This is a genomic window from Candidatus Bodocaedibacter vickermanii, from assembly GCF_014896945.1.
Classification (GTDB): Bacteria; Pseudomonadota; Alphaproteobacteria; order UBA6184; family UBA6184; genus Bodonicaedibacter; species Bodonicaedibacter vickermanii.
Map to the genome: position 1 here is coordinate 249,476 of NZ_CP054719.1, position 24,685 is coordinate 274,160.

The window sequence follows — 24,685 nt, forward strand, 5'->3', positions numbered from 1 at the left end:
AATCTTCTTGCGATTTTAAACTAAATAGAGTAAAAGGAAACCTAACATAGTTTATGTTGTCTGACGTGCAGTAAATTAATTATTTTAGGGGATAACTATGACACCTACACTGGGCAAAGCCCAAGATAAAAACTCAACCATTAATCAGAAACCTACTGCCCCTTCACGACTCAAAATTAAAATTCCCCCCGCTGTCTGGATGATTTCGCTTGCAAGTATGCTGCTTACATTTTCATCATCAATTGTCACAACCATTGGACCTGTTTATTTAATAGAAATTCATAACATTGATGCAAAAGATTTAGGTAATTTAGAAAGCGTTGTTGAATTTGTTTCTCAGATTTTAAGATTTTTAGCCGGAGCCTTAAGTGACTCTATATTTCAACGAAAATCGTTGATGTTATTAGGGTTTAGCCTTTCAACACTTACAAAAATATTATTCCCCTTTGCAACATCGTATGCTTTGTTTTTTGGGGTCAAAGTATTAGATCGAATTGGAAATGGTATACAAGCCTCTCCTCGCGATGCTTTATTAGGAGATTGCGCGCCTAAAGAAATCCGCGGTCGCAGTTACGGATTGTCTCAAACGCTTAGAAAATTTGGGGCTGGTGGTGGAGCTATGGTAGCCACAATCATGTTAAGCGGCTCAGTAGTAGCTTGGATGGGGTATGAGGGAGCTTTTATTGCAGGGTTTTTTGTTGCGATTGTTCCCGCCATTATTTCAGTAATTTTCTTAGCATTTTTTGTTCACCCCCCCCAACATTCCGCATTAAAAGGCTTAGGTGCTATTCGCACATTTTTCCAAGATTTTTTTAATAATATCAGACATATGGGTAAGCCCTTTTGGATATTAATGATGGTCATTTGGTTTTATGGCGTTGCGCATTTTAACGAATCCTTTTTACAGTTTAGAGCAAAAGAACTGGGTGCGGATGCACAAACACAAACTGCAATTATTGTTGTATTAACGCTGGTTACATCGCTTGCAGCGTATCCCTTAGGTTTAGTGGCGGATCGTATTGGGAAAAAGAAGATGGTTGCCGTTGGTATTCTGTTCATGATTTTATCGAACTTTATCATGATGGAAATGACATCTGTTCTTGGGTTATTTATTGCGACATCATGTTGGGGATTACATTGGGCGGTAACACAAGGGTTATTGTTGTCGTTAATTGTTGACGTATCTCCAAAACACCTTAAGGGTACTGCGTTTGGTATATATTATATTCTATTTGGATTTGCATCCTATGTTGCAAACGCCTATGTTGCCGGACCCATTTGGCATACCTATGGCGCAGAAACTAACTTTATGTTCAGTTCTGTCATTGCAACAGTTGCGGTTGTTATTCTAATCATAGCTTCAAAAATGAAGCTATTCCCCAAAGTTCACGATTAGCAAATAAACTCCCCTCCTAATGTTTGATAAGGAGGGGAGTTTATTTTTTTAGCGATTATTCAAATGATGATTAGCTGTACTTTTCATTAGATCCATAATTTTTTGAGTCGAATCTTTCCAAGCACCCGCAACCACTTTGTGATGTTCGTGTTCGATGCTCATATTTCCCTTCATTTTTTCACTTTGAACCTGGTGTGATTCTTTAAGTTTTTCATGTAGGTTTTTATGATGATCTTTAAGTTGGTCCAACTTTTCTTTAAAGTTACTTAATACCTGTGCGTGAGAATCTTTTAATTTCTCGCTCATTTCCTGATGATTCGCTTTAACTTTCTGAACGTGTTCTTTAACAGAGGGCGAAGCTTTTATTTTTTCAGCAAACGCATGTATGCCATCTTTAAGTTCAGAATGCTTCTTTTTCAAATGATCTGCATGTAATTCTGAAACTTTTTTAAATGTATCTGATACAATACCGTGAGCTTGTTTTAAAGTTTCTAGGTTTTTACTGTGTGCAGCTTTTACTTTATCTGCATCCCACAAGGACTGCATTTTCATATTACTAAATGCTTTAAACCCTTCAGGTTTTTGATCTTTTTCTTTGTTTACCATTCTTGGTACTCCTTTATTGTGATTTTAATATACCGGTAAATGGTTAAGCTTTTGTTAAATTAACTATGCTTTTTAAAAAATGTACAATGGACCACAGTTCCCTTTTGATGATTGAGGGTAACTTTACCTCCATGCAATGTTACAATTTTCTTAATCAGAGAAAATCCTAACCCTGTAATAATATTTTCTCCTTTTTTTAATTTTTTAGATGCACCATAGGAATCTTCATAGGGAATCATTGCTGTAGCATTGGATATTTCAATATGAAGTTCTTCAGGAAAATCATTGATCTGAATGGAAACAAACTCACTATTTACAGCAAATGCGATGGCGTTACGCAATAGGTTAAAGAATACCTGTTTTAAGCGTCTTATATCACCTTGTAAAAGAAAAATATCTTCTTGGTTGTAGTTTAGAGAAATGTGAATGTTTTTTTCAAGGGCTCTTTCCATTAACGTAGTTTTTATATCATCAATCAGCTGAATAATGTTTATGTTTTCTTTATCCAAAACTGTATTACCAGATTCAATCGAGGCTAAATCATTGGCATTTTCAATAAATCGCAAGATGTGATCGACTTCCTCCCAGGAATTTTTTAATCGATCCTTATAGTTAGAATTGAGATCTCCATACTTTTTTTCAAACATATCGGTGAAACTTAATAAAATACGCCGCAATGGATATTTGATGCCTTGATAAATCATAGAAATGAAATCAGATTTGATCCCATGGGCCAATTCTAAAGCTTCACTTCGTTCTAAAAGATTTTTCTCAATCCGATAACGATCGGACACATCCAAGAATGTTAATAGATTTGATCCATCTGGAAGTGGAGTATATGAATAATCATAGACTAAATCGTTGTATAGTTTTATGCGGCCTTCCTTGTTTGTGCTGCGATCGATGATTTTAGCTCGAATACGCTTTTTGAAATTATCCCAACTAGGGTCATAGTGTTGGTAATCAATGCGTGTTCTGATTTTATCAATGATGGCTTCTAAATGCGGTGGGGGTGAAAGATCTTCTTCGTTATAGTCCCACATTCTACAAAACGCTGAGTTATATAGTTGCAGTTTGTGATCAGATCCAAATACGACAAGACCTTCAAACAAATTGTCAGCGACCTGACGATGAACCGCCAGCAGCGTATTGTATCGACGTTCTAACGTTAACCAATCCGTTATATCATTCAAAGTAATCATCAGCCCCCCATTATGATAAGGAGCTGTTACCATCCGAACTGTGCGACCATCCGGATAATACGCAATATCTTCAATCGGCGCTAATAGATTATTAAAACACGCAAGGCGTCTATTTTTATAGGTTTGAAAATCTTCAGTGTCAGGAATTTTACGTTTCGTTCTTAATTCTTCTAAAACTTCGGTAAATGTAGGTTTTGTTTCTAACCATGCCGGATCCATCTCAAACATTTTAATGAAGGGGTTATTAAAAAACTCAACCTGTTTATTCGTATTATAAATAATAACTGGGATAGATATGACTTCCAAAATCTCATGGGTAGACTTTGCTAAGTGGTTAATTTCTTGTTGAAGGGTTTCTTGTTCACTTAGATCATTCAAATAGCCCAGAATAAATCCTTTTTGAGTTATCGTTTCTGAAAACTCTACATAATGTCGTTCATTTTTTATGACAATGTGTGATTTCTGGGTTTGAGGTTGCTTTGTTTTTAAAACAAGTTCAGTTAAGTCTGGTGTACGCCCCCCTTGTTGCCAAGACTTTAAAAGAATTTGATCAACGACGGCTTGTTCAGGGGAAATTTCAAGTGTGTTGGCGTATGCCTTGTTACAAAACAATAATTTTTTTTGCGGATTCTTATACCAAATCGGCAGTGGTACATTATCCAGAATATCTTTCATAATGTCTCGTTCTGTACGCAGCTCATTAATAATATCATTGTGAAGTTCAATTTTTGATTTTTGATGCGATATATTCCTAAACCACAGTGTGTAACACCAATCGTCTTTTATCTTTTTGGCGGATCCAAAAATATAAAAAATACTTTCTTCTCCAGAGGCTTTACATTCTTGCTGATATACGTCCCCATTATGGGCAATCTTAAAGAAGGCTTTATAATCAAATTGTTCAAATAGATACTTAATATATTTAGGAGACATTTGAGCAGAGTGACTTGTTCCAAACTTTTTATACAATTCAGGAGAACAAATTAAGACTTGTTCGCTTTGCCACCAAAGCGCCCACAAGTCAGACTGATTTCGCATCAAAATTTTAAGTTGCAGGTTGTGTCGTCTCAGATCATTTGATATAGTCTGAAGTTGACGTAGTCTATAAACTACAATGAAAAAACAAACAAAACAGCATATAATAAATGACCACAATAGAAGTTGAAACTCATGTGGCAAAAGAAGATCGTATATTTTTTCTATGAAATATGGCATTTTTTTATATATTATATATGTATTAAGTATAGAAGATTTTTTAAGTCGATGCAACGTATACACACTCAAATGTTCAGGATTGGGATTATTATTTCATTATCGTTAGGTATACTAACGAATCCCACGTATTCTAAAAATCAAAAACCCAGTAAACCTGTTTATGCGGCTTTAGCCGTTGACGCAGAAACGGGGCAAATTTTATATCAACAAAATGCGGATACAGTTACCCCCCCTGCCTCATTGACCAAAATAATGACCTTATTAATGGTGTTTGATGCTATGGAACAAGGAAAAATACGTTTAACAGACATGCTGCCCATTTCAAGGCATGCCGCAGCGCAACTTCCTTGCAAATTAGGATTAAGAGCAGGCGGATACATTTCAGTTAAAGATATTATTCTGGCCTGTGTAACAAAATCAGCAAATGATGCTGCAGTAGTTATTGCTGAATTTTTAGCAGGGTCTGAACCTGCGTTTGCCGATTATATGACTCAACGTGCACGACAATTCGGTATGAAGAATACAACGTTTAAAACGGCATCCGGAATGCCAGCAGCTGGACAAATTACATCGGCAAAAGATATGGCTCTTTTAGGAATCGTTGCAAACAAACATTATAAAAAATACTTTCATTTATTTAGCACTCGCGAATTTTGTTATAACAATGCATGCCACATCAATCACAACTATCGATTGCTTGCCCAAAAACATTTAAAGTTTGATGGTATTAAAACTGGCTTTGTGAATGCCTCTGGATTTAATGTGATTGGTACATATACAAATGAATCGGGTAAACGTATTGTTGTTGTTGTTATGGGCGGACCCACACCAGCGTGGCGTGATAAGCGCGTTGTGGAAATTGCCCAACGCTTAAAAACAATACGCCCCCAAACCTATGTTGCACAAAATACGTCCTCTAATGCTCAACCGAAACCCGTGCTTGCTGCACAAACCGTTCCAGCTACAACGCATTCTGTAAATTTAGATCAAACTCCAGAAGATGACAGTGCCCCCATTCAAGAGATTGCACCTGTTAGTACTGAATCAGGAAATTATTCGTTATTGTTAGGATATTATGGCAGCCAGCTTCGTGCTGAAACTGTTGCAAAACAAGCTTTAATTCAATCAAAACTAGGCGTAGAAAAACCCATATCAACCAAGCGAATTAGAATTGGTGGGCGATACTTATTTCAAGCCAGTATTGATAAGCTGTCTAAAAAACAAGTTGATCAAGCCTCTACCGTTTTGCGTCACTTGAATATTGATTCGTCAACAGTAGAACAACCGTCTGAATAGGAAAAGAAACATGATGAAATTAGGGTTAAGTTTGCTGCTTTTATTTCTGACTCCTTTGTCCGCAAAGATTGAAAAAGATTTAAATTTAGCCGTATTAAAAAAAGCCTATAACTGGTTAGCCTTAGTTGCTGAAGAAGAAAAAACTGTTGCGGATAAGTCCAAGGAATGCACTGACATCACCAACGTTGAAAGTGCCTGGGATGCGTATAAAGATTTGATGAAACACTCCATTGTTCTAATCAGAAAATATCCCCGAAAAGTTGCCGACAAACTTTCAGAACTACTAACCCATGAAAACAAAGATATTTTGCCACTTGTTGCATTTTATATTTATACAACAGAACGAAAAGATAAAACGTTTCGTTACTATGATGCTTTTAATGTGATCGTCGCCCCCGCAAATCAAGATAATCTTTGGGTGGCGCTTATTCCATTTACAGATACAGCAGGATCTAAACAAACTAATTATTCTGTTCTAATCATGGATCTAAACAATAACCGTATCTTGGTAAAAGACTAAGCAACCTGACGCTGCATCCGAGCAGCGTGACGCTGCACCCATTAGGCAACCTGCCATTGCACCCCATAGGTTAGATCCGAGCAGCGTGACGCTGCACCCTATAGATAAATCCGATTCGCACAGACACGGATTATTAGAAACAACACATTACCTTGCAGGTCTCACCCTCTCATTCGCCCGTCTTTGTCTTTATGCGGCTCAAGCAAATCGCAATGCGATTTGATAGCGGCAACCGCCGCTCTGGCGCGTAAAGCGCCCTTGAGCCGGCAACCTGAGGTTGCACCAGGGATGATCCCTGGACCCATTAGGCAACGTGCCGCTGCACCCGATAAGTCAGATCCGATTCGCACAGACACGGATTATAATTTTTACAAACTGTATTATCTAATGGATCCAACGGCACGCTGGACTCCTTTGGAATTTTTTGAAAAAATTGAAATTTTCTAACCGCTGCCTCGCGCCCCACAACTGTTGAAAGTGATTAGAAAAAGAATATTTTTGACAACAAATCAATAGAACAGGGAAAATCATTGATAAACCGATTAATTGTGTCAATCATACAGATATGTATGAATTAAGTAATAGATATGCGACTATTTTACACAATATGAAGTTTTTTATAACATTCATAGCTTGGTGTTTAAGTGGGTGATTTTAATATCGTTAAACACCTCTTCTGATCACTTTCAACAGTTGTGTCTCGCGCCCCCGATGGGGCCCTCCCATCATCAACTCTCAGTGCGTGTCCTCCCCCCGCCACCACAACGTAATACAATTGGTATCTTTCAAAAAAATCGTTTTTGAAAAGTTACACGCCTTCCCAGGGATACCATCCCCGTTCAAACTAGAACATAGTTCACGCAGCGCTGCGCTACTGTATATTCAGAATCGTCATTACGTATCAGATGCACTCACCGAAGTGAGATCTGAGTTTACTATAATCCGTCCATCTTCAAACTATCAGACAAATGTTAACAAAAGATTGACGGAATTCACTTTTTTGGCAGCGTGACGCTGCCAACCTGCGGTTGGATCCATTAGCTTAGATCTGATCTGACACGGATTATAAAAAACACCCACACTTCGCAGAAATATATTGACAATTCAAACTTCTTATGTATACTAATAACTAGAATTGCGAAGAGGCTACCCAAAAACCGGGTAGCCTTTTTTCGTTCTACGTCCCAAAAGTATTTCAGCCAAATGATCCTTAAAAAGATCCATGACGAAGCTTTGGTTGAAACACGGAATAGACAAAACGCCGAACTGAATCCCCAGTACAGGCGCTCAACTACCCGATCAGTAGTCACAGCCCTGTAAGCAACCCCTAGAGCCGACGGGCTCGTAAAACACGACTTTGTGCCTATCAATAAAGTCCGCCTTTCCCCATTCGTGTAAGAAATGGGGTTCTTTTTGCACGTGCGGGTTACTGGGGATTCTCTCGGTTTTGCAACCTGAGGTTGCATCCAATAAGTTAGATCCGATTCGCGCAGACACGGATTTTATATAACTTAACTCTGAAAGCTACAAACACAGCACTTTCAAACAAAACAAAGGAACTAAACCGCTACTCACCACAAAACATCTCAAATTCATTTTTCACCCTTACCCCTCCTGCGCCCGAAATGGGTCAAAAATCTCTCTCACCCCAAACTGTTTTTAACAGTCCCTCATTTATTTTACCTATGTCCAAATCACACTCAATCTAATCCAACGAATGCAACTTCAGGTTGCTGGTTCAAAATTCTCATATCTCACCTACGGTTTTCGTTATTTGAAATCCGTGTCCAACCACATCGGATCCAACCTAATGGGTCCAGCGTCACGCTGCCCTGCGCCGAAGGTGGGTTCAAATTCTCCTTCATTCTCTCACATTGTATTTTATTAAATATCTCCAACCACACTCAATCTAACTAATGGATGCAACCTCAGGTTGCCCACGGCAATAATCCGTGTCACAGCGCATCGGATGTAACCCAGCGGATGCAACGGCACGTTGCCTAAAAATTCGATACAATCGGATATCCTGACGCTACCCATTCTTGAGTCCCGCCTTTGATAAAACAAACATTATCAATAGTGTGTTCTGATAATTTATGGCATGCCAAAAATGATCGATGATCGGATAAACATATTACGTATATAGTATCTTGAGATCCAATCCATTCTTTAATTTGGTCGATCGATTCTTTGGGATTAGACATAAGGCTATCTAGAGGCAGCAATCTTGCTTGTGCTACGTGAGCTATACGATATTCTTCCAAAGAACGTACATCAACAATAACTAAATCTGGGTTTTCTTGAAGCCGTTGATAAAGTTCTTTAGTGTCAATATAGTTCATATTTTGTCTCGCAGTTTTGTTAAATGTAATTGCTGAATATGTTTTAGGCACTGTTTGTGATCGGGTGTGAAATCTTGATCAACCCACCATTGCTCGGCTTTTTTCAAAATTTCTCCCATAAGTGGTCCTGGCGTAAAGCCTAATTCTTGAAGGTCACCCCCTGATACTGGAAATTTAGGTATGTCCAAGGTATCAATTTGTAAAAGCATTTCATTACACTTTTGTAAGACGTCAGCGGAAAAATCTTGGGTTGTAATTAGATTGCGTATGTACACATCTTTATAAACAGATCGACCAAGTAGATAAAGATCTTTTAAATTAATATCTTTTTGAATCGTAACCTTAAAGATTTCTTCTAAGCGCTTTTGTAGGCTAATTGGAATGCAAATATTCCGGTCGATTTGAAAATGATTCACGCCTCCCAAAAACCAATAGAATATATCGTTAAAGTGATTCTGAATCCATTGAATCGATCGTTCTAGTTTATTTAGCGACCAATTAATCCGACACACATGCAGCATTAGTTTTGACGATATTAAAGCTTCGATTGTTTTAAAAGGATAAACGGATTCAAATATTTTTTGAAGCTCGCTCCATTTACGTTCTAAAGACACGATATGTAATTGAGATGCATATTTTAAGCAGGCATTAAAAGCCTGTTCATCGTATTGCGTAGTATCAAACAACGCCATAAATCTAAAGAAACGCACAATACGAAGATAGTCTTCTTGGATGCGTTGTTCGGGGTCTCCAATAAAACGCAAATACTGATTATTTAAATCGACGACTCCCTGCCCTGTGGGATCATAATATGTTCCATCCCAATCGGCATATAATGCATTGATGGTTAGGTCTCTACGTGTTGCATCTTCATGCCAGTCTTTGGTATAGCGAACGGTTGCCTTTCTGCCATCGGTTGCAACATCTTTACGCAGGGATGTTACCTCATAGGGTTTACCGTTTAAAATGCACGTTACGGTACCATACATTAATCCAGACGGAATGACTTGAACTTCTAACTCCAAACAGGCAGCAATCATTTCATCCGGGGTAATGTCTACGGCTAAATCAATATCGCAATCTTGATTAAATCGATTTAAGATTGCTTCTCTAACTGCCCCACCCACTAGCCGTGCTGTGATTCCGTTAGTTGCTAGTTTTTGTATAAACTGTTCTAAAACAGTGTGGGAACCCCATGGCACACTTGATAAACGTCCGGCTGGTATCATGATTGTAATACTGTTAGAATATCCTTAATATGGCTTGAAACACTGACGCTTGGCCAAATATGTTTCACAATTCCATCTTCATCGATTAAAAACGTAGCTCTGTTAACGCCAAAATATTTTTTGCCAAACATCGATTTCTGTACCCAAACGCCATACAGTTGGCATACGGCACCGTCTTCATCAGCACCTAAGGGAAAGTTTAAATTATATTTTTCTTTGAATTTTGCATGCGTTGCAACTGAGTCTCTAGAAATCCCAAGTACCTTACACTTGAGTTGATTGAATTGTGCGATGGATTCTCTAAAATCACAGGCTTCAGTTGTGCAGCCGGGTGTATTATCTTTTGGATAGAAATATACTATGACTTTTTGACCAAGATAATCTGATAGAGTAAAATTAGTTCCATCGTCAATATTAATTTTAAAGTCTGGTGCTTTTGAACCTATGGATATCATTTGCGACCTCTTGATTGATTATATTTATTTAAACAACAATGCGGATAAGAGCATTTCGTTTTTTACCCGCTGATACCTTTATAACGCGATCTGATGGAATTGTAATCTGTAAATTTTCATCTTCAACCACGATGTCTTGAATTTTGATACCTTTGCCTCGGATTAAACGACGGGCGTCACCGTTGGATTCTGCCAGACCGGCTTTTACAACTGCTGTGAAAGCTTGCAGTCCTTCGCAATCAGCCATGGCGATATCCTTAATGGAAAGTGACGTTTGTAAGATTGGATTGCCAGCAATATCCGACCCAGTGATGGTATAGGCTTGAGCATCCTGTTCAAATACTTTTGATATCGTTTCATGAATGCCTGCAATCGATTGATCACCGCGCACAAGTTTGGTGACTTCATCGGCTAATAGTTTTTTCACAGTATTAAGTTCCTGCCCTTTTAAATGAGACAAAGCATCAATTTCACTTAAGGGTAAATCCGTGAACATTTTTAAGAACCGAATCACATCATCGTCTTCGGTATTTCTCCAAAATTGCCAGAAATCATAATCCGACATTAAGTCTGGATTTAACCACACTGCACCGTTTTCGGTTTTACCCATCTTTGCTCCGGATGCGGTTGTCAGCAGAGGGGTTGTTAAAGCATACGCTGTTTTTTGTGATGTTCGACGGACAAACTCTGCACCGTTCAATATATTCGCCCATTGATCTGATCCACCGATTTGCAACACACAATTAAAATTCTTGTTCAAATGATAATAATCATAAGCTTGAAACAACATGTAATTGAATTCAAGGAAACTTAGTGGAAGGTTGTTTTCGAGACGTGTTTTGATGGTGTCAAAGGTCAACAAACGATTGACCGTAATGTGTGTGCCAAAATCACGCAAAAAATCAAGATAAGCAAGCTTGTTTAGCCAGTCAGCATTATCCAACATAATGGCGTTGTTGCCTCCTGGACCAAACTGTAAGAACTGTTGGAACACGGATTGAATTGATGCGATGTTTTCTTTGATCTGTTCATCCGACAGCATCTTGCGCATTTCATTCTTGAATGAAGGATCGCCAATACAGGCGGTTGCTCCCCCCATAATTACAATGGGTTTATGCCCCTTGCGTTGTAACAAGCGTAATAACATAATGGGAACCATATGCCCGACATGCAGACTGGTTGCTGTTGGATCAAATCCTGCATAGGCAACGATTCTACCCTGAGACATTGCAGCATCTAAGCCTTCTAAGTCTGACGACTGATGAATAAATCCGCGTGCTTGGGCTTCAACTAAAAAGTCAGAAATAAGTGTCACGATGTTCCTCTCTTGCTTTGAATGTAATGTGTAGTGATGTCTGTTAATTGATCTAACTTTCCAGTGAAAAAGTGATCGGCTCCGTCAATCATATGGCATTCAACAACAGTGTCTGACATGCGGGAAATCTTTTCTGCCAATTCTTTAGTGGAATCTGGGTTAACAATGGTATCTGTTGTTCCCTGAACAAATAGCCCAGCGCGATCCATGGGCAACATAAAGCTGAAATCATAAACGTTAACTGGCGGTGCCGCACACATAAACTGTTGTATGTCTGGATTCTTTTTCAATAGTTGAAGGGCTACCCATGATCCGAATGAAAACCCTGAAATCCATATTTCAGATGTTTTGGGAAACTGTTCTCTCATCCACTTAAGGACATAAATACCATCACGCAATTCGCCTTCACCAAAATCAAAATGCCCTGTGGACTGCCCTACTCCCCGAAAATTAAATCTGGCCACATGAAACCCTTGTTCAGCGAATATTTGATAAAGCGTATAAACAACTTTATTATTCATCGTCCCCCCATGCTCTGGGTGAGGATGTAAAATTAGCGCCATTGGCGCATCGGGATTATCCGCAGCAGTGTAGCGAACTTCAAGTTCACCTTCGGGTGTATTTAATTGTAATGCAGGCATATAGTTATACTCACGAATAAATTTAGGATAATTTTAACCAGATATTAACCAGATTCACGCTAATAATCAAATATTGAATAAAAATAAGAATAATAAAATGAAATCAATTTGTGTATATACGGGTGCTAGTTTAAGCATCCCTGATGAATATCATGCCGAGGCACGTGAGGTCGGTCGCATTATCGCAGCCACAGATTATCAACTTGTATACGGCGGGGGCAGCACTGGCTTAATGGGCACAGTGTCCAGTTCAGTGATGGACAATGGTGGAAAAGTCCTGGGAATCACGACAAAACAATTGGCAGAAATCGAACAGATCAACACTAAAATTTCTGAAGCTAGAATTGTTGAAAACATGCATTTGCGTAAAAGCATGATGTTTGAAAACAGCGATATCTTCTTAATTTTACCCGGCGGGTATGGAACGTTAGACGAATTCTTTGAAATCGTTACGTGGAAGCAATTGCAAATTCATGCGAATCCCGTTTTGGTTTATAATTACAATGGATACTGGGATCCGCTGAAGGCATTGTTTGAAGCAATGAAAAAAGAAGGGTTTATTAAACAGCATCACATTGATATGGTGATATTTGTGAATACTGCTTCGGAATTGGTAACTTTACTTCAAAACTATAAAGTGGCATAATCCAGTAATATTTTACTGGGTTATCCATGGATCGTATTTATACCATTTTTCAGCGGTTACAGAATCATATTAAGATTCCGGAAACTGAACTGAATTATACCAATCCGTACACACTTTTGGTGGCGGTGGTTTTATCTGCGCAAAGCACGGATAAAGGTGTAAACAAAGCCACTGAACGATTGTTTGAAGTTATTTCAACACCCGCACAGATGATTGAACTTGGCGTTGATGGGTTGAAAGAATATATCAAAACCATTGGGTTGTTTAATACAAAGGCTGCAAATGTTATTAAATTAAGCCAGCAACTGATTGATCAATTTAACAGCACCGTTCCGGGCAATCGGGAAGATTTGGTGTCATTGCCAGGCGTTGGGCGAAAAACTGCCAATGTTGTACTGAACGTTATTTTTGATCAACCAACGATTCCGGTGGATACTCATGTTTCTCGGGTTTCAAATCGATTAGCGTTATCTGTTGCAACGACTCCCGACAAAATTGAATCTGATTTAGAAAGAATCATCCCCACTGAATTTTTGAAAGACGCCCATCATTTGTTGGTACTGCATGGTCGTTACACGTGTATTGCCAGAAAACCAAAATGTGGCGAATGCATTTTAAATGATCTGTGTGATTCAAGCAACCTGTCACCGCATCCAATACGTTAGATCCTGCATAGATTATTTCTGACATTTATTCAAAATACAGCTGCATAAAATATGTTTGGCATGTTAAGATAGTATAAACTTTTTTCGTTTAATCTGAATAAAAATAATTATTACAATAATAAGGGATTAATCTAGTGGAATCAAAATTCAAAAAAATATTATTACAATCAACCGTTTTTACATGTTTAAGTTCTGGTGTTACCGTCACGATGGGATTAGACCCTATTCGTGAAACTGAAGTAGTCGATGGGTATATTGATCATCATAACACACACTTTGCGGGTATAGCTGATAATAACCCCGCTATGAAAGCGATTAAAGCACAACAACTGGCCCATCGTGATACGGTTATGGCCGATGTAACGTTAATGTTGGGTGCAATTACTGATAGAACTGTTCAAGAAAACTTGGATAAGCTTAAAAATATGATTGGTGCAGCATTGACCGCAGATGCTGATGCGATTAACGATATTGAAGACAGACATGAAGCAAAAACAGCAACAGAAACTGCCGAAACACTTCTTACAAAAGCAAATCTTTATAAGGGAGCAATGACAAAAACGGATGCGATGTTCGGTGCTGAAACGGCTATACCTGCGTTTAACCCAACAGCGGAAATAACCCGAGCAGAAGCAGCTGTAATGATCGCCAGAATGCACGGCTATAAGGACTCGGATGCATCAAGCTATACCAACTTTTTTGATGATGTATCTGCAACGCATTGGGCGGCTGGACAAATTAATTACCTAAAGAGTAAAGGTATTGTTAGTGGTACTTCAGACACTACATTTAATCCGGATGCTAATGTTACTAGAGAAGAAATGGCAACGATGGTAGCAAAAGCAAAGGATTACCCTGCTGAGTATGTATCCACTACAGATATTGTTGGTACACACTCAGACTGGGCTCCATCCTATATTCAGTATGCCATTGATAGAGGTTTTATGAGTACAAGCGATGATTATACTGATAATATGACCAGAGCAGATGTTGCAACGATGGTGGCTAAAGCAGCGGGTTATACGACTGCGTACACACCTGTAAATAATCTTTTCAGCGATGTTGGTACATCAAATTCTGCAGCAGCCTACATTAGTTATTTAGCTGATAAGGATATTATTAGAGTTAAACGTTCTGAGATCACGCAAACTATTCAACACTATCGATTGGCGTATTTTTTAATGCTGAAACTACAACCTTGGTTAGCTGAAAACTATAAAAACGATCCAGTAGAAGCCGATGAGTTATTAAAGGATCATATTCCAACGCATTATCCAGAATGGATTTCAACCCAAATTTTACAAAAGAAATTAGCAGTAGAACTTGTGGGGAATACAGTCAAGTCTATTGGAAATGTAACCGTTTCACTCCCGCTTGCTAAAACAATTCTAACAGGAACTAAAGTATATAAGTATAATGGTACTAATGGCACAGCAGTAACCGGTGCATCAGTTGAAGCTATTACTACTGGCACGTCAGCCCAAGTTACAGGCTTAACCGAATATGGCGTGTACTATGTTGAAATTGGCACGGGCACAGATGCCGATCCAAAACACAAATACTATTTTTCTGTAAAAAATACAACTGTTGCAGACCAATTTGTTTATGGTGACACTGTAAAAGTTAAATCTACCCCCAATGATGGATTAATAGCACTTGCAAATAGTAAAGAAATTACCCCAAAGCTTACACTGAAATTAAATGGAACGGCAGTCGATGAAAGTACATTTACTGCAAGTTTAGATGGTACCACGTGGAAAACATTATCAGAATTTGCCGATGATGATTTTTTGAAGGGAAATCAAACTATCGAATTCAAAGATCTTGGTGTTGGGAATTATACGTTTGAAGTCGGCTCCCCTACTCCTCAACGGTTTGCAACACAAAGCACCTCGTTTAAGGTATTGCCCCAAATTATTTCGCTATCAGCAATTGCCCAGTCGAGAGATTATAAGGCAGGAGATAAATCAGCACTCGCAGCCCTATCCCCTCCATACCCTGGAGTCAAAGTAAATAGTGCCACGTTTGACGACGGCAGCGTTGGAATAGGCAAAGAGGTTACAGTTTACGCAGGGTATAATCTCGACACTGCAGCAGGTGACGTTATTAGCCAAAAAGATCGCGAAAACAGTCTGTTAATACCAGAAGTACATACAACTGCAAATATCACACAACCAGTGACTACAACTACTGGTACTGGTGGTACTGGTGGTACTGGTGGTACTGGTGGTGGTAGCACACCTACTACTCCAGGAATAGAGTTTGAAGCAATAATACCAAATACTGGAAGCCCTTATCTAAAAGCTACAGGAACTGTATTAAATATCGCGGCGGGAACTTATAACGTTTCAATTCCTACTGCTGACAATTCATCTGGTACAGGAACAATAGTTGTTGCTAATGATGGTTCATTTTATGTTTCGTTGCATGGGGCAAAGTTCACCTCAAATGAAAGCGTCACTGTTACAATTACTACTGCTGGTCTTTATGTAGGTACAAGCTTTATATTCACCGCACCAACAATTACGTCAACCTTTGGCAATGCAACTGGTGGTTCAGGAACTGTAACGTTTAGTGGGCTCAGTGCTTTCAATGGAAAAACACCAAGCGTTACGCCTAAAGCGGGCGATGCTGTAACTGGATATACATCCGGTTCAATCGCATCTGGTGCATTTACCTCAACCTATACGACTTCAGCTCCTACGGGTAGTATCACACCAGAAGGAACCATATACATCGACGGAACTGGCTTTACATTTACTAGCACGGCAACTGTTAACTAACTTAATGGATAAAAATGAACACATTTAACAACATAATCAGGGGCGCAGGGTTAACTGCCTGCGTCCTGTTACTGGCGGTTCAGATGGGTGGGTGCTCCAGTAAATGCCCGTGTTCTAACAAGGGGATACACCGACCCAAACCAGTTGTGAAAATAGATAACCCTGTTGCCGAACCGCAACAGAAAAATGAACAAAAAACCAATTTATCTGTAACTGAAAAATAAACCCCTGTATAATTATAGGTATTAAAACAAGGATAATAAAAATAATGAAAAAATTAACGTTTAAAGACATTGGGTTAATCACAGCGTCACTGCTATTTGCTATTCAAATGAATGTGTGTAATGGACAGACGGCTCCCTCTACTCAGAAAGCTACTATAGATGAACTTGCGGATGCTGCTACGGATGCTGCTGGTAAAGCTAGGACTGCTGCGCGTACAGTTACTAAAGGAGCTGCGGATGCTGCTGCTATTGCTGCTTTGAATGTTGCGGATAAAGTTACTATAGCAGCTACTGCAGCTACTGATGCTGCTAAGAATGCAACTACATGTGAAGAAGCTACTGCTGCTTTGAATGTGGCTACTGCTGCTAAGAATGCTGCTACTAAAGCTAAGAATGCTACTACTGCTGCTAAGAATGCTGCTACTAAAGCTAAGAATGCTGCTACTAAAGCTAAGAATGCTGCTAAGAATTCTGCTAAGGCTTTGAATGTGGCTAAGAATGCTTTGAATGTGGCTAAGAATGCTTTGAATGTGGCTTTGAATTCTGCTAAGGCTTTGAATTCTGCTGCTAAGAAGGCTACTGCTGCTTTGAATGCTGCTAAGAAGGCAATAGCGAGCGAATGTACTGCTGACAATAGTTGCTTTGACAACATTGTTGAGAGCGCTAACGCTAAAAAAACCTTAGCAAACACCTATCTTGACACAGCGCAACAGGCATTAAACGCATTAAAAGATAATAAAGATACTATGTCTTGTGATGATGCAACTAAAAAAGCGCAGGAAGCAAGAACTGCTGCCGATACTGCAAGAGCCTCCGTTAATGAGGATACGATAGAAGAAGAAGAAGAAGAAGAGGAGGAAGATGATAATGAATAACAATAAAAAAATATTAAAACAAAGTCTGTTAATTTCATGTGCATTGCTGTTATCGATTCAAAGTATTGCTGCGGTATGTACTTACAAAACCCAAGATGCTGCAAAAGTAGCTGCAGACGATATAGAAAAAGCGGCTGAAACTGCTGCAAAAGCTGCTGAAACTGCTGCAAAAGCTGCTGAAGAGTTGGCGGATGAAATATGTACCAAAGCCGCAGCAATACTGGCTGCCGATTCAGATGTCGGATTACGTGCAGCAGTAGCTGCAGGCGCAGTCATCACCATCGGTGGTATTGTTGTTGTTGCAGCCAACAGCGGTAGCTCTGCTGCTGCATCGCCCACAGCATCCACCATTGATACCTTTAATGCTATTGATCAATACTATGTTTATCATCCAGTTGCACCAGACGAACAAACTGGCGACGAAGAACAAAACATTGTTGGGCTTGATAACCTTTCATACCTTCGGGATGTGTTGCATGCTAGCGATAACGTAGAACACATGGGGGAACACACGAACGAAGCTCACTCTTTAGAAGAACGCGGTCACCTATTTAAAGAAGCAGCTTTTGTTAATAAGGATGGTAAAACAACCTATAACATGACGTTTATTGATGCCATCGGAATGAACACAATCACGCCACAAAAAACGTATTTGAATAGCAACGTTAAGATTTCTGGGCTTTATTTGCAAAACACTGATCTAGATGTTAGAGCGAGTAATACTTTAACTGCTGATGCATTAAGTATGAAAAAAGGAACCTTAGCAGTAAATGGGACTGTTACTGTTGGGGCATTCTTATTAGATACCGACTCAACGCTGACAGGCGGAGATAACATCGCATTCAATGCTAGTTCCAACAAGCTGATCATAGACAAGATGAAAGAACAAGTTCCCGACCGATACAAAGAGGTAGATTATGGTAAATTTGACCTTCGCGGAACGGTGGATAAGTTTACAGCTAAAAAAGGGATGAATGTTTATTTGGCCCCCTCTTCTGCTGCAAATGGGACTTTAACCCACAGTGGTGGTACCGTTGTATTGGCTGCATCAACACCTATAAGGGTTAAAAACTATACGGTTACAGAAGCCTCAGTACTTTCAGTTAATTGGGATAACGTCGATCAAACGAATCCTTTAATGACGGTTACTGGAACAAGCGATATAGGCAACAACTTATTAGGTGTGCAGATCAAAACTATTTCCACAACTACCCTTGCTGTAGGTAAAAAACTCACAATTCTGTCAGCAACCACACTTACCGGTACGCGCGCTACGTATACCCAAGATCTAGCTGGAGGAAAGTTTGAATTTAAACTTGACAACAAAGCTTTAACCGTAACCTGTACAAAAGCGACAACTTCTGTTGCTGGGACAACTGGATTATCAGCAAGTTTATCTGCTGATATTTTAGGCAAATCTGATGGGGATGTTAAAGGTCATTTTGCAGCACTGGAAATTCCAACGGCCATGGCGGCGTTAGATGCTGCCGTGTCTGATCACTATTTATCAGATGCACCAGCGCCGATGTCGTATTTCAGTATTCACCAACAGGCGTATACTGCCGGCGGATGGAATAATGTGGATGAATCGTCTGACGCAACCTTAACTAGCATGGGCGTTAATACCGGGGCTGCAAAGCTTGGGTTCAGCGTTTCAACCCCATCTGTTCAAACACAGTCTGCAACGCCCACGGTGGGTGCGCATTTATTAAGCAAAGATCTGTTTATGGATGCATTCTATACCGCGGGTCAAAATGGAGTTGGATCAACGCTTGGCTGGCAACACGATGGATTCCATGTTGGGGTCAGTTACATGTATGATCAACGTCATGGAGTTTCTGAAACAAATCCCATGGGGCGCATCGAAGCAACCAATGTTAATCAGCATCGCATTGTGTTCAATGCAGGGTTGAATAAACGCGTTGAAACAATCGACCTGTCAGCAACAGTCTTTGCAGAAGCCTTACGTGCTGCACATGATTATGACGTATCGATCAACGATGAAAAGTTCCATATAAATGGGCATAGTTTTGATCGTCACTGCGGATTGCAGTTGCAAGCAAAAGCGAATTTAGATACAGGCTATATTTCTGCGGCCTTTGGTCTATCAGGATCAACACATTCCATTGAACCCACAACCAGTGTAAACTTTAGCTTAGCTTACTAAGCCTGACACTAAAGCATCCATCTGAGAAGAAATTCTTAGGTGGGTGCTTTTTTTCTTACAGCGTGCCGCTGCATCCATATTATTCTAACTTTCGCAGGTTCATTTTTTTCGTGATATCCTATAGCTGTAACTTGCACGAAATGAAATATCGGTTGCAAAAGCCATGCATTTTTTGCACAATGCAAACTAATATTAAAACATTTAATAAACTCTTTTAACTTTCGGAGAACGCATGAACACAGTTCATTCTAAATTATTGATCATTGGTGCCGGTCCTGCTGGATATACAGCGGCTATTTATGCAGCACGAGCTAATTTAAACCCCCTATTAGTTACTGGAATGCAACCCGGTGGACAATTAACAATTACCACGGATGTTGAAAATTACCCTGGTTTTTCTGATGTCATTCAAGGTCCCTGGTTAATGGAGCAAATGCGGTTGCAAGCCGAACATATGGGCACAACCATTAATTACGATTATATTTCAAGGGTTGATTTTTCAAAACGTCCATTTACATGTTATGGAGAAACAACAACGTTTACTGCCGATGCCGTGATCATTGCAACGGGTGCTGAAGCTAAGTGGTTGGGTATCCCCTCAGAAACAAAATACAGAGGGTTTGGTGTTTCTGCCTGTGCAACGTGTGATGGATTTTTCTTTAGGAATAAACCCGTTGCAGTTATTGGTGGTGGCAACAGTGCCGTTGAAGAGGCATTGTATCTTTCAAATATTGCAAGCCATGTTACCTTGGTACATAGACGAAATACATTACGCTCTGAAAAAATATTGCAAACCCGTCTGTTTGCAAACCCCAAAATTAGCATTATTTGGGATCATGAAGTAGATGAAATTCTTGGTACTCAAGACTCTGTTGGGGTTAATGGCGTACGATTGAGGTCGACCCAAGATTCAGCATCAACTCAGATTCTTGATGTTGAAGGTGTGTTTATAGCCATTGGGCATTCTCCAAAAACAGATGTATTTAAAGGGCATCTGAATTTGGATGAGAGTGGTTATATTTTAACTGAAAAAGGTGAAACCACAACAAACGTTCCTGGCGTATTTGCAGCGGGAGACGTTCAAGATAAAATTTACCGTCAAGCTGTAACAGCCGCAGGTCAAGGGTGTATGGCGGCATTGGATGCTGAAAAGTTTTTAACACTCAACTAATAAAGTTTTGGGAGACGCATTATGGTTGATATTCGATTATTAAGTACGAAAGTGGACTGGGACAAATTACGAATCTTTAACCATGTTGCATGGTCTGGATCGTTAACCAAAGCCTCTGAAAAACTGGCTTTATCTCAATCAGCGGTCAGTCGTCAAATTTCCGCATTGGAAAGCATGATGGGGTGTCGTTTATTCCGGCGTCACCCCAGAGGATTAATGTTGACCGAACAAGGCGATATTTTATTTGAGACAACCCAAGAAATTTTTGGACGCATTTCAAATACATTATCGATTTTAAAAGATACAAAAGATATGGCAGCGGGGCATTTACGCCTTGCAACGACTCAAACATTTTCAAACTTTTGGTTGGCTCCACGGATTCACAAATTTTTATCTCAATATCCTGAAGTTCGAATTACTCAAATTATTTCTGATGATGATACAAACCTGTTACAAGAAGGTGCTGACCTTGCCATTAAGCCAATGCCATCTGCTCAACTGCGGATGATTCAGCGCCCCTTAATGACGTTCTCAAGAGGCATTTATGCCAGTGAGACCTACCTTGAAAAAAATGGTGAGCCCCACAAATTAGAAGAGCTTAATCATCATAAGTTAATTGTTTTTGGAGAAGATGCGAATTCTTTAGATAACACAAATATCCTGCTGTATCTGGGGTTGACTGAAGACTCTCCGCGAAGAGTTCCTTATTTTTCTGTTAACAGTAATCTTGCGATTGCAACGGCAGTGGCAAGTCATGTTGGAATTGCAATGTTGGATGAGTACATTGCTGCAGACTATCCATTCTTGCGACGCATTTTACCGTCTGTAAAACTGCCTGACATTACGTATTATTTAGTGTATCCAGAAGAATTACGCCGGTCTAAAAAAATTGCAGCCTTGCGTGATTTTATTATGGAGAACGTTTAAGAACAATCATGTCTCATCAATTCTCACAAATAAAGCTTTCGCTAATTACATTCACTTTAATTTTTGGAAGTGTTGTTGTTAATTCATCTATGGATATGCACGCCCCTGTGCTGCCAGAAATCGGGGCATTTTTTAACACGACTGAAATATTAACACAGTGGACTGTCAGTAGCTTTTTTTTAGGCACTGCCATTGCAGCCCTATTTTATGGACCACTGGCTGATTGTTATGGTCGAAAACGGTTGTTATTAATTGGGATTAGTTTCTTTGCCTGCGCATCAATTTGGTGTGCAGTTGCCCATGATATTTACGAACTGATCATTGCCCGATTCTTTCAAGGTGTTGGGGGCGTGTCTTCGTCGGTTATTTGGTTGACGATTATCAAAGATATTTTTAAAGGCAAAGATAGCGTTCGTACCCTAAATGTCTTTAACATTACCATTTCAATCTCGTTATCAGCGGCGCCTATTGTGGGCAGCATTGTCGCCGACTATTTTGGCTGGCGCGGTATTTTTGCGGTTTTGAGTATTCTTGGTATTCTTCAAGTTATATTAATCATGCTGATCATTCCAGAAACCTTAAAACACAAAGAACAGCAAGCAGTTTCGGTGTTTCGTGCATTTACGCATTATAAAGTCTTATTTTCTAATCGCGTATTTTTAATATTTGCGTTGTTAAATGGTATGATTCATGGGTTGCATGTTGCCCAAATCCCTTTGTTTTCTATTCATTTTCAAGAAGTCATGAATATGAGCCGAGAAAGCTTTGCCCTGTATCAATTCATTCCAACGTTTTTCTATGCCATTGCTGCGGCATTTGTGCGCCAATATGTTAAAGATAATGGATTGTATTCTACAATCCGAATTGGGATGTGCTTGATTTTAGGCTATGTAGTAAGCCTATTAATCGTTCAAGGTTTGTTTTCAGATTCTGTCAATTGGATGGTGTTAACTTATTGTATTTATACGGTATGTTGTCCTTTTATCGCAACAGTTGTGACCACTAAAGCGATGGAAATATTTCATACGATGGGAGGAACCTCGTCATCCGCGGTTACCTCTATTCGCCAGCTAATGGCATCGTTTATCACCTTTTCAGCTGCGGCTTTTTATAATCAAACATTTCAATCCATTGCGATCGTATTGATCGCATATGTAGCATTGATTATCGTAGCATTTCTGACCCATCGAAAAGAAATTGAAGCGCAGTAACTGACCTTGCAACATGGCAACGTGACGCTGGATTCTTTTGGAATTTTTTGAAAAAATAAAATTTTCTAACTGCTGGTCTCGCGCCCCCGATGGGCACAACTGTTGAAAGTGATCATAAAAAGAAGCTATTGTTGAGAAAACAGTAGAAAGGCTAGGATTTTCAATGGAAACGATTGAAGGCATAATGGAGCTCGTAACGAAAGACGACTTAGAAGACTTGGCAACAAGTTACGGGGTGAATCGATATAATACAAAACTAACAGGAGAGTTGATATTTAAAGGATTAATGCGGCTGATATTATTAGGAAAGAAAACAAGCTTGCGAATGTTGGAGACCTTAATCAACGAAGGGATCGATCATTTTGAACCCACTCCGTCCGTTAGCTATAGTGGGATATCAAAACGTTTAAAGGACATAAAGTGGAGTTATTTTGAAGCCATTTACCGGACACTAGTAAATAAGCTGTCATCTGATCTTGGAACCATCAATGAACGAACGTTGCATCGGTTTGACTCAACCATCATTAATTTGTCTGGTCGTTTAATTAAAGATGGCTTAAAAATAGGTGGGAAAGCCTCCGACAGTCAAATTAAAGTCAGTGTAGGATTACGGCAACAACTCCCAACAAGTATTCGCTTTTGTACGTTACAAGAAGAGTCCAGCGAAGATTTGGCTCTTGTTAGAGCCATTAATGAGGCTCGAGTTGATAGTGAAGACATCTTACTCTTCGATCGAGGGATTAGTAAAGCTGGAACGTTTGGAGAGTTTGAAGCCAAAGACTACAAATTTATAACGCGGCTGAATGTCGGAAGACGGTATCACATAGTTAAAACACACTCAGTATCCAGCCCTATTATGGAGGATTTAACCGTTGCCCTATATGCAAAAGGAAACAAAGCCCCACTTCCCACATCTCTTCGCTTAATTAAGATGCTCAATAAAGAAGGAAACGAACTATGGTTTTTAACAAACCTATTCGATATGAGTGCTTTAGAAATTGCGGAGCTCTATCGCAGACGATGGGATATCGAGGTGTTTTTTAAGTTTATTAAACAAAACCTAGGATATAAGCATTTTTTAAGCCACTCGATGAATGGTATGAGAGTTTATATTTATATGGTATTAATTACAGCGCTTGTGTTTTTAGCGTATAAAATAAAAACAAAACTCCAAGGTTTTAAAATCCCTCTGTTTCGTTTTAATCTTGCTCTTGAAAAATCCTTTGTTAAGTCGATGATACTATTATCCGGGGGCAACTTTGATGCTGTTAAACACCTCTTCTGATCACTTTCAACAGTTGTGCCCCGATGGGGCCCTCCCATCATCATTACTCAGTGCGTGTCCTCCCCCCGCCACCACAACGTAATACTATTGGTATCTTTCAAAAAAATCGTTTTTGAAAAGTTACACGTCTTCCCAGGGATTCCATCCCTGTTCATACTAGAACATAGTTCACGCAGCGCTGCGCTACTGTATATTCAGAATCGTCATTACGTATCAGATGCACTCACCGAAGTGAGATCTGAGTTTACTATAATCCGTCCATCTTCAAACTATCAGACAAACGTTAACAATAGATTGACGGAATAAACTTTTTTGGCAGCGTGACGCTGCACCCAGTAAGTTAGATCTGATGTGGTCTGACACGGATTATAAAAACACCCACATCTCTCAGAAATATATTGACAATCCAAACTTTTTATGTATACTAATAGTTAGAACTGCGAAGAGGCTACCCAAAATCTGGGTAGCCTTTTTTCGTTCTACGTCTTTGAAACTTTCAGCCAAAGGATCCCTA

Annotated in this window: 20 protein-coding genes; 13 read left to right on the plus strand and 7 right to left on the minus strand. The window is 39.4% G+C overall.

Translation table 11 applies throughout. From position 1 onward, the window contains the following. Nucleotides 1–97: 97 nt before the first annotated feature. Nucleotides 98–1,396, plus strand: a complete 1,299-nt coding sequence (locus tag CPBP_RS01175; protein WP_350332230.1) for an MFS transporter — start codon at nt 98–100, stop codon at nt 1,394–1,396. Nucleotides 1,397–1,444: 48 nt separating this feature from the next. Here CPBP_RS01175 and CPBP_RS01180 read toward each other — a convergent pair whose 3' ends face one another. Together CPBP_RS01180 and CPBP_RS01185 are read right to left on the minus strand one after the other, a co-directional pair. Then, nucleotides 1,445–2,002 (minus strand): hypothetical protein, encoded by a 558-nt coding sequence (locus CPBP_RS01180; protein ID WP_350332231.1) that lies wholly within the window; start codon nt 2,000–2,002, stop codon nt 1,445–1,447. Nucleotides 2,003–2,061: 59 nt separating this feature from the next. Then, nucleotides 2,062–4,242 (minus strand): PAS domain-containing sensor histidine kinase, encoded by a 2,181-nt coding sequence (locus tag CPBP_RS01185; protein WP_350332232.1) that lies wholly within the window; start codon nt 4,240–4,242, stop codon nt 2,062–2,064. Nucleotides 4,243–4,467: 225 nt separating this feature from the next. Here CPBP_RS01185 and CPBP_RS01190 point away from each other — a divergent pair, with 225 nt between their 5' ends. The 3 genes from CPBP_RS01190 to CPBP_RS01200 all read left to right on the plus strand — a co-directional run bounded on the left by CPBP_RS01190 (nt 4,468) and on the right by CPBP_RS01200 (nt 6,682). Continuing rightward, nucleotides 4,468–5,715 (plus strand): D-alanyl-D-alanine carboxypeptidase family protein, encoded by a 1,248-nt coding sequence (locus CPBP_RS01190; protein WP_350332233.1) that lies wholly within the window; start codon nt 4,468–4,470, stop codon nt 5,713–5,715. 10 nt (nt 5,716–5,725) lie between these two features. Continuing rightward, nucleotides 5,726–6,235: a hypothetical protein gene (locus tag CPBP_RS01195; protein WP_350332234.1), complete on the plus strand. Its 510-nt coding sequence runs from the start codon at nt 5,726–5,728 to the stop codon at nt 6,233–6,235. 288 nt (nt 6,236–6,523) lie between these two features. Then, on the plus strand, nt 6,524–6,682 hold the full coding sequence (locus tag CPBP_RS01200; RefSeq protein ID WP_350332235.1) for a hypothetical protein: 159 nt from the start codon (nt 6,524–6,526) through the stop codon (nt 6,680–6,682). A 1,553-nt stretch (nt 6,683–8,235) separates the two neighbouring features. Here CPBP_RS01200 and CPBP_RS01205 read toward each other — a convergent pair. The 5 genes from CPBP_RS01205 to CPBP_RS01225 are packed head-to-tail and all read right to left on the minus strand — an operon-like array spanning nt 8,236 to nt 12,217. Then, complete coding sequence (locus CPBP_RS01205; protein ID WP_350332236.1) at nt 8,236–8,577, minus strand: rhodanese-like domain-containing protein; 342 nt, start codon at nt 8,575–8,577, stop codon at nt 8,236–8,238. Further along, on the minus strand, nt 8,574–9,806 hold the full coding sequence (locus CPBP_RS01210) for a CCA tRNA nucleotidyltransferase (RefSeq protein ID WP_350332237.1): 1,233 nt from the start codon (nt 9,804–9,806) through the stop codon (nt 8,574–8,576). The genes CPBP_RS01205 and CPBP_RS01210 overlap by 4 nt, the downstream gene beginning before the upstream one ends. Beyond that, on the minus strand, nt 9,803–10,261 hold the full coding sequence (gene bcp / locus CPBP_RS01215; RefSeq protein WP_350332238.1) for a thioredoxin-dependent thiol peroxidase: 459 nt from the start codon (nt 10,259–10,261) through the stop codon (nt 9,803–9,805). The genes CPBP_RS01210 and bcp overlap by 4 nt, the downstream gene beginning before the upstream one ends. Nucleotides 10,262–10,289: 28 nt before the next feature. Beyond that, nucleotides 10,290–11,579: a tyrosine--tRNA ligase gene (gene tyrS / locus CPBP_RS01220; RefSeq protein WP_350332624.1), complete on the minus strand. Its 1,290-nt coding sequence runs from the start codon at nt 11,577–11,579 to the stop codon at nt 10,290–10,292. Further along, complete coding sequence (locus tag CPBP_RS01225; protein ID WP_350332239.1) at nt 11,573–12,217, minus strand: alpha/beta hydrolase; 645 nt, start codon at nt 12,215–12,217, stop codon at nt 11,573–11,575. Before CPBP_RS01225 ends, tyrS begins: the two co-directional genes overlap by 7 nt. A 97-nt stretch (nt 12,218–12,314) precedes the next feature. Between CPBP_RS01225 and CPBP_RS01230 the strand changes: the two genes are divergently transcribed. The 9 genes from CPBP_RS01230 to CPBP_RS01270 all read left to right on the plus strand — a co-directional run bounded on the left by CPBP_RS01230 (nt 12,315) and on the right by CPBP_RS01270 (nt 24,171). Beyond that, on the plus strand, nt 12,315–12,863 hold the full coding sequence (locus CPBP_RS01230) for an LOG family protein (protein WP_350332240.1): 549 nt from the start codon (nt 12,315–12,317) through the stop codon (nt 12,861–12,863). Nucleotides 12,864–12,889: 26 nt separating this feature from the next. Further along, a complete protein-coding gene (nth, locus tag CPBP_RS01235) occupies nt 12,890–13,528 on the plus strand; it encodes an endonuclease III (protein WP_350332241.1) in 639 nt (212 codons plus the stop codon). A gap of 134 nt (nt 13,529–13,662) precedes the next feature. Further along, nucleotides 13,663–16,311: an S-layer homology domain-containing protein gene (locus CPBP_RS01240; protein ID WP_350332242.1), complete on the plus strand. Its 2,649-nt coding sequence runs from the start codon at nt 13,663–13,665 to the stop codon at nt 16,309–16,311. Nucleotides 16,312–16,579: 268 nt separating this feature from the next. Further along, nucleotides 16,580–17,410, plus strand: coding sequence for a hypothetical protein (locus tag CPBP_RS01245; protein WP_350332243.1), 831 nt, complete (start codon nt 16,580–16,582; stop codon nt 17,408–17,410). Beyond that, nucleotides 17,403–19,577, plus strand: a complete 2,175-nt coding sequence (locus CPBP_RS01250) for a hypothetical protein (protein ID WP_350332244.1) — start codon at nt 17,403–17,405, stop codon at nt 19,575–19,577. Before CPBP_RS01245 ends, CPBP_RS01250 begins: the two co-directional genes overlap by 8 nt. A gap of 232 nt (nt 19,578–19,809) precedes the next feature. Further along, a complete protein-coding gene (trxB, locus tag CPBP_RS01255) occupies nt 19,810–20,748 on the plus strand; it encodes a thioredoxin-disulfide reductase (protein ID WP_350332245.1) in 939 nt (312 codons plus the stop codon). A gap of 21 nt (nt 20,749–20,769) precedes the next feature. Continuing rightward, nucleotides 20,770–21,675, plus strand: coding sequence for a LysR family transcriptional regulator (locus tag CPBP_RS01260; protein WP_350332246.1), 906 nt, complete (start codon nt 20,770–20,772; stop codon nt 21,673–21,675). 8 nt (nt 21,676–21,683) lie between these two features. Then, nucleotides 21,684–22,886, plus strand: coding sequence for an MFS transporter (locus tag CPBP_RS01265; protein ID WP_350332247.1), 1,203 nt, complete (start codon nt 21,684–21,686; stop codon nt 22,884–22,886). A gap of 163 nt (nt 22,887–23,049) precedes the next feature. After that, nucleotides 23,050–24,171, plus strand: a complete 1,122-nt coding sequence (locus CPBP_RS01270) for an IS4 family transposase (RefSeq protein ID WP_350331953.1) — start codon at nt 23,050–23,052, stop codon at nt 24,169–24,171. The last annotated feature ends 514 nt before the right edge of the window (nt 24,172–24,685 follow it).

What these genes read in the sequence shown, in the direction of transcription:
- CPBP_RS01190 (WP_350332233.1), top strand. Translation starts at nt 4,468, where the DNA reads ATGCAACGTATACACACTCAAATGTTCAGGATTGGGATTATTATTTCA.
- CPBP_RS01265 (WP_350332247.1), top strand. Translation starts at nt 21,684, where the DNA reads ATGTCTCATCAATTCTCACAAATAAAGCTTTCGCTAATTACATTCACT.
- CPBP_RS01270 (WP_350331953.1), top strand. Translation starts at nt 23,050, where the DNA reads ATGGAAACGATTGAAGGCATAATGGAGCTCGTAACGAAAGACGACTTA.
- CPBP_RS01200 (WP_350332235.1), top strand. Translation starts at nt 6,524, where the DNA reads ATGATCCCTGGACCCATTAGGCAACGTGCCGCTGCACCCGATAAGTCA.
- CPBP_RS01180 (WP_350332231.1), bottom strand. Translation starts at nt 2,002, where the DNA reads ATGGTAAACAAAGAAAAAGATCAAAAACCTGAAGGGTTTAAAGCATTT.
- CPBP_RS01225 (WP_350332239.1), bottom strand. Translation starts at nt 12,217, where the DNA reads ATGCCTGCATTACAATTAAATACACCCGAAGGTGAACTTGAAGTTCGC.
- bcp (WP_350332238.1), bottom strand. Translation starts at nt 10,261, where the DNA reads ATGATATCCATAGGTTCAAAAGCACCAGACTTTAAAATTAATATTGAC.
- trxB (WP_350332245.1), top strand. Translation starts at nt 19,810, where the DNA reads ATGAACACAGTTCATTCTAAATTATTGATCATTGGTGCCGGTCCTGCT.
- nth (WP_350332241.1), top strand. Translation starts at nt 12,890, where the DNA reads ATGGATCGTATTTATACCATTTTTCAGCGGTTACAGAATCATATTAAG.
- CPBP_RS01185 (WP_350332232.1), bottom strand. Translation starts at nt 4,242, where the DNA reads ATGCGAAATCAGTCTGACTTGTGGGCGCTTTGGTGGCAAAGCGAACAA.
- CPBP_RS01250 (WP_350332244.1), top strand. Translation starts at nt 17,403, where the DNA reads ATGAATAACAATAAAAAAATATTAAAACAAAGTCTGTTAATTTCATGT.
- CPBP_RS01210 (WP_350332237.1), bottom strand. Translation starts at nt 9,806, where the DNA reads ATGATACCAGCCGGACGTTTATCAAGTGTGCCATGGGGTTCCCACACT.
- CPBP_RS01230 (WP_350332240.1), top strand. Translation starts at nt 12,315, where the DNA reads ATGAAATCAATTTGTGTATATACGGGTGCTAGTTTAAGCATCCCTGAT.
- CPBP_RS01260 (WP_350332246.1), top strand. Translation starts at nt 20,770, where the DNA reads ATGGTTGATATTCGATTATTAAGTACGAAAGTGGACTGGGACAAATTA.
- CPBP_RS01195 (WP_350332234.1), top strand. Translation starts at nt 5,726, where the DNA reads ATGATGAAATTAGGGTTAAGTTTGCTGCTTTTATTTCTGACTCCTTTG.
- CPBP_RS01205 (WP_350332236.1), bottom strand. Translation starts at nt 8,577, where the DNA reads ATGAACTATATTGACACTAAAGAACTTTATCAACGGCTTCAAGAAAAC.
- CPBP_RS01175 (WP_350332230.1), top strand. Translation starts at nt 98, where the DNA reads ATGACACCTACACTGGGCAAAGCCCAAGATAAAAACTCAACCATTAAT.
- CPBP_RS01245 (WP_350332243.1), top strand. Translation starts at nt 16,580, where the DNA reads ATGAAAAAATTAACGTTTAAAGACATTGGGTTAATCACAGCGTCACTG.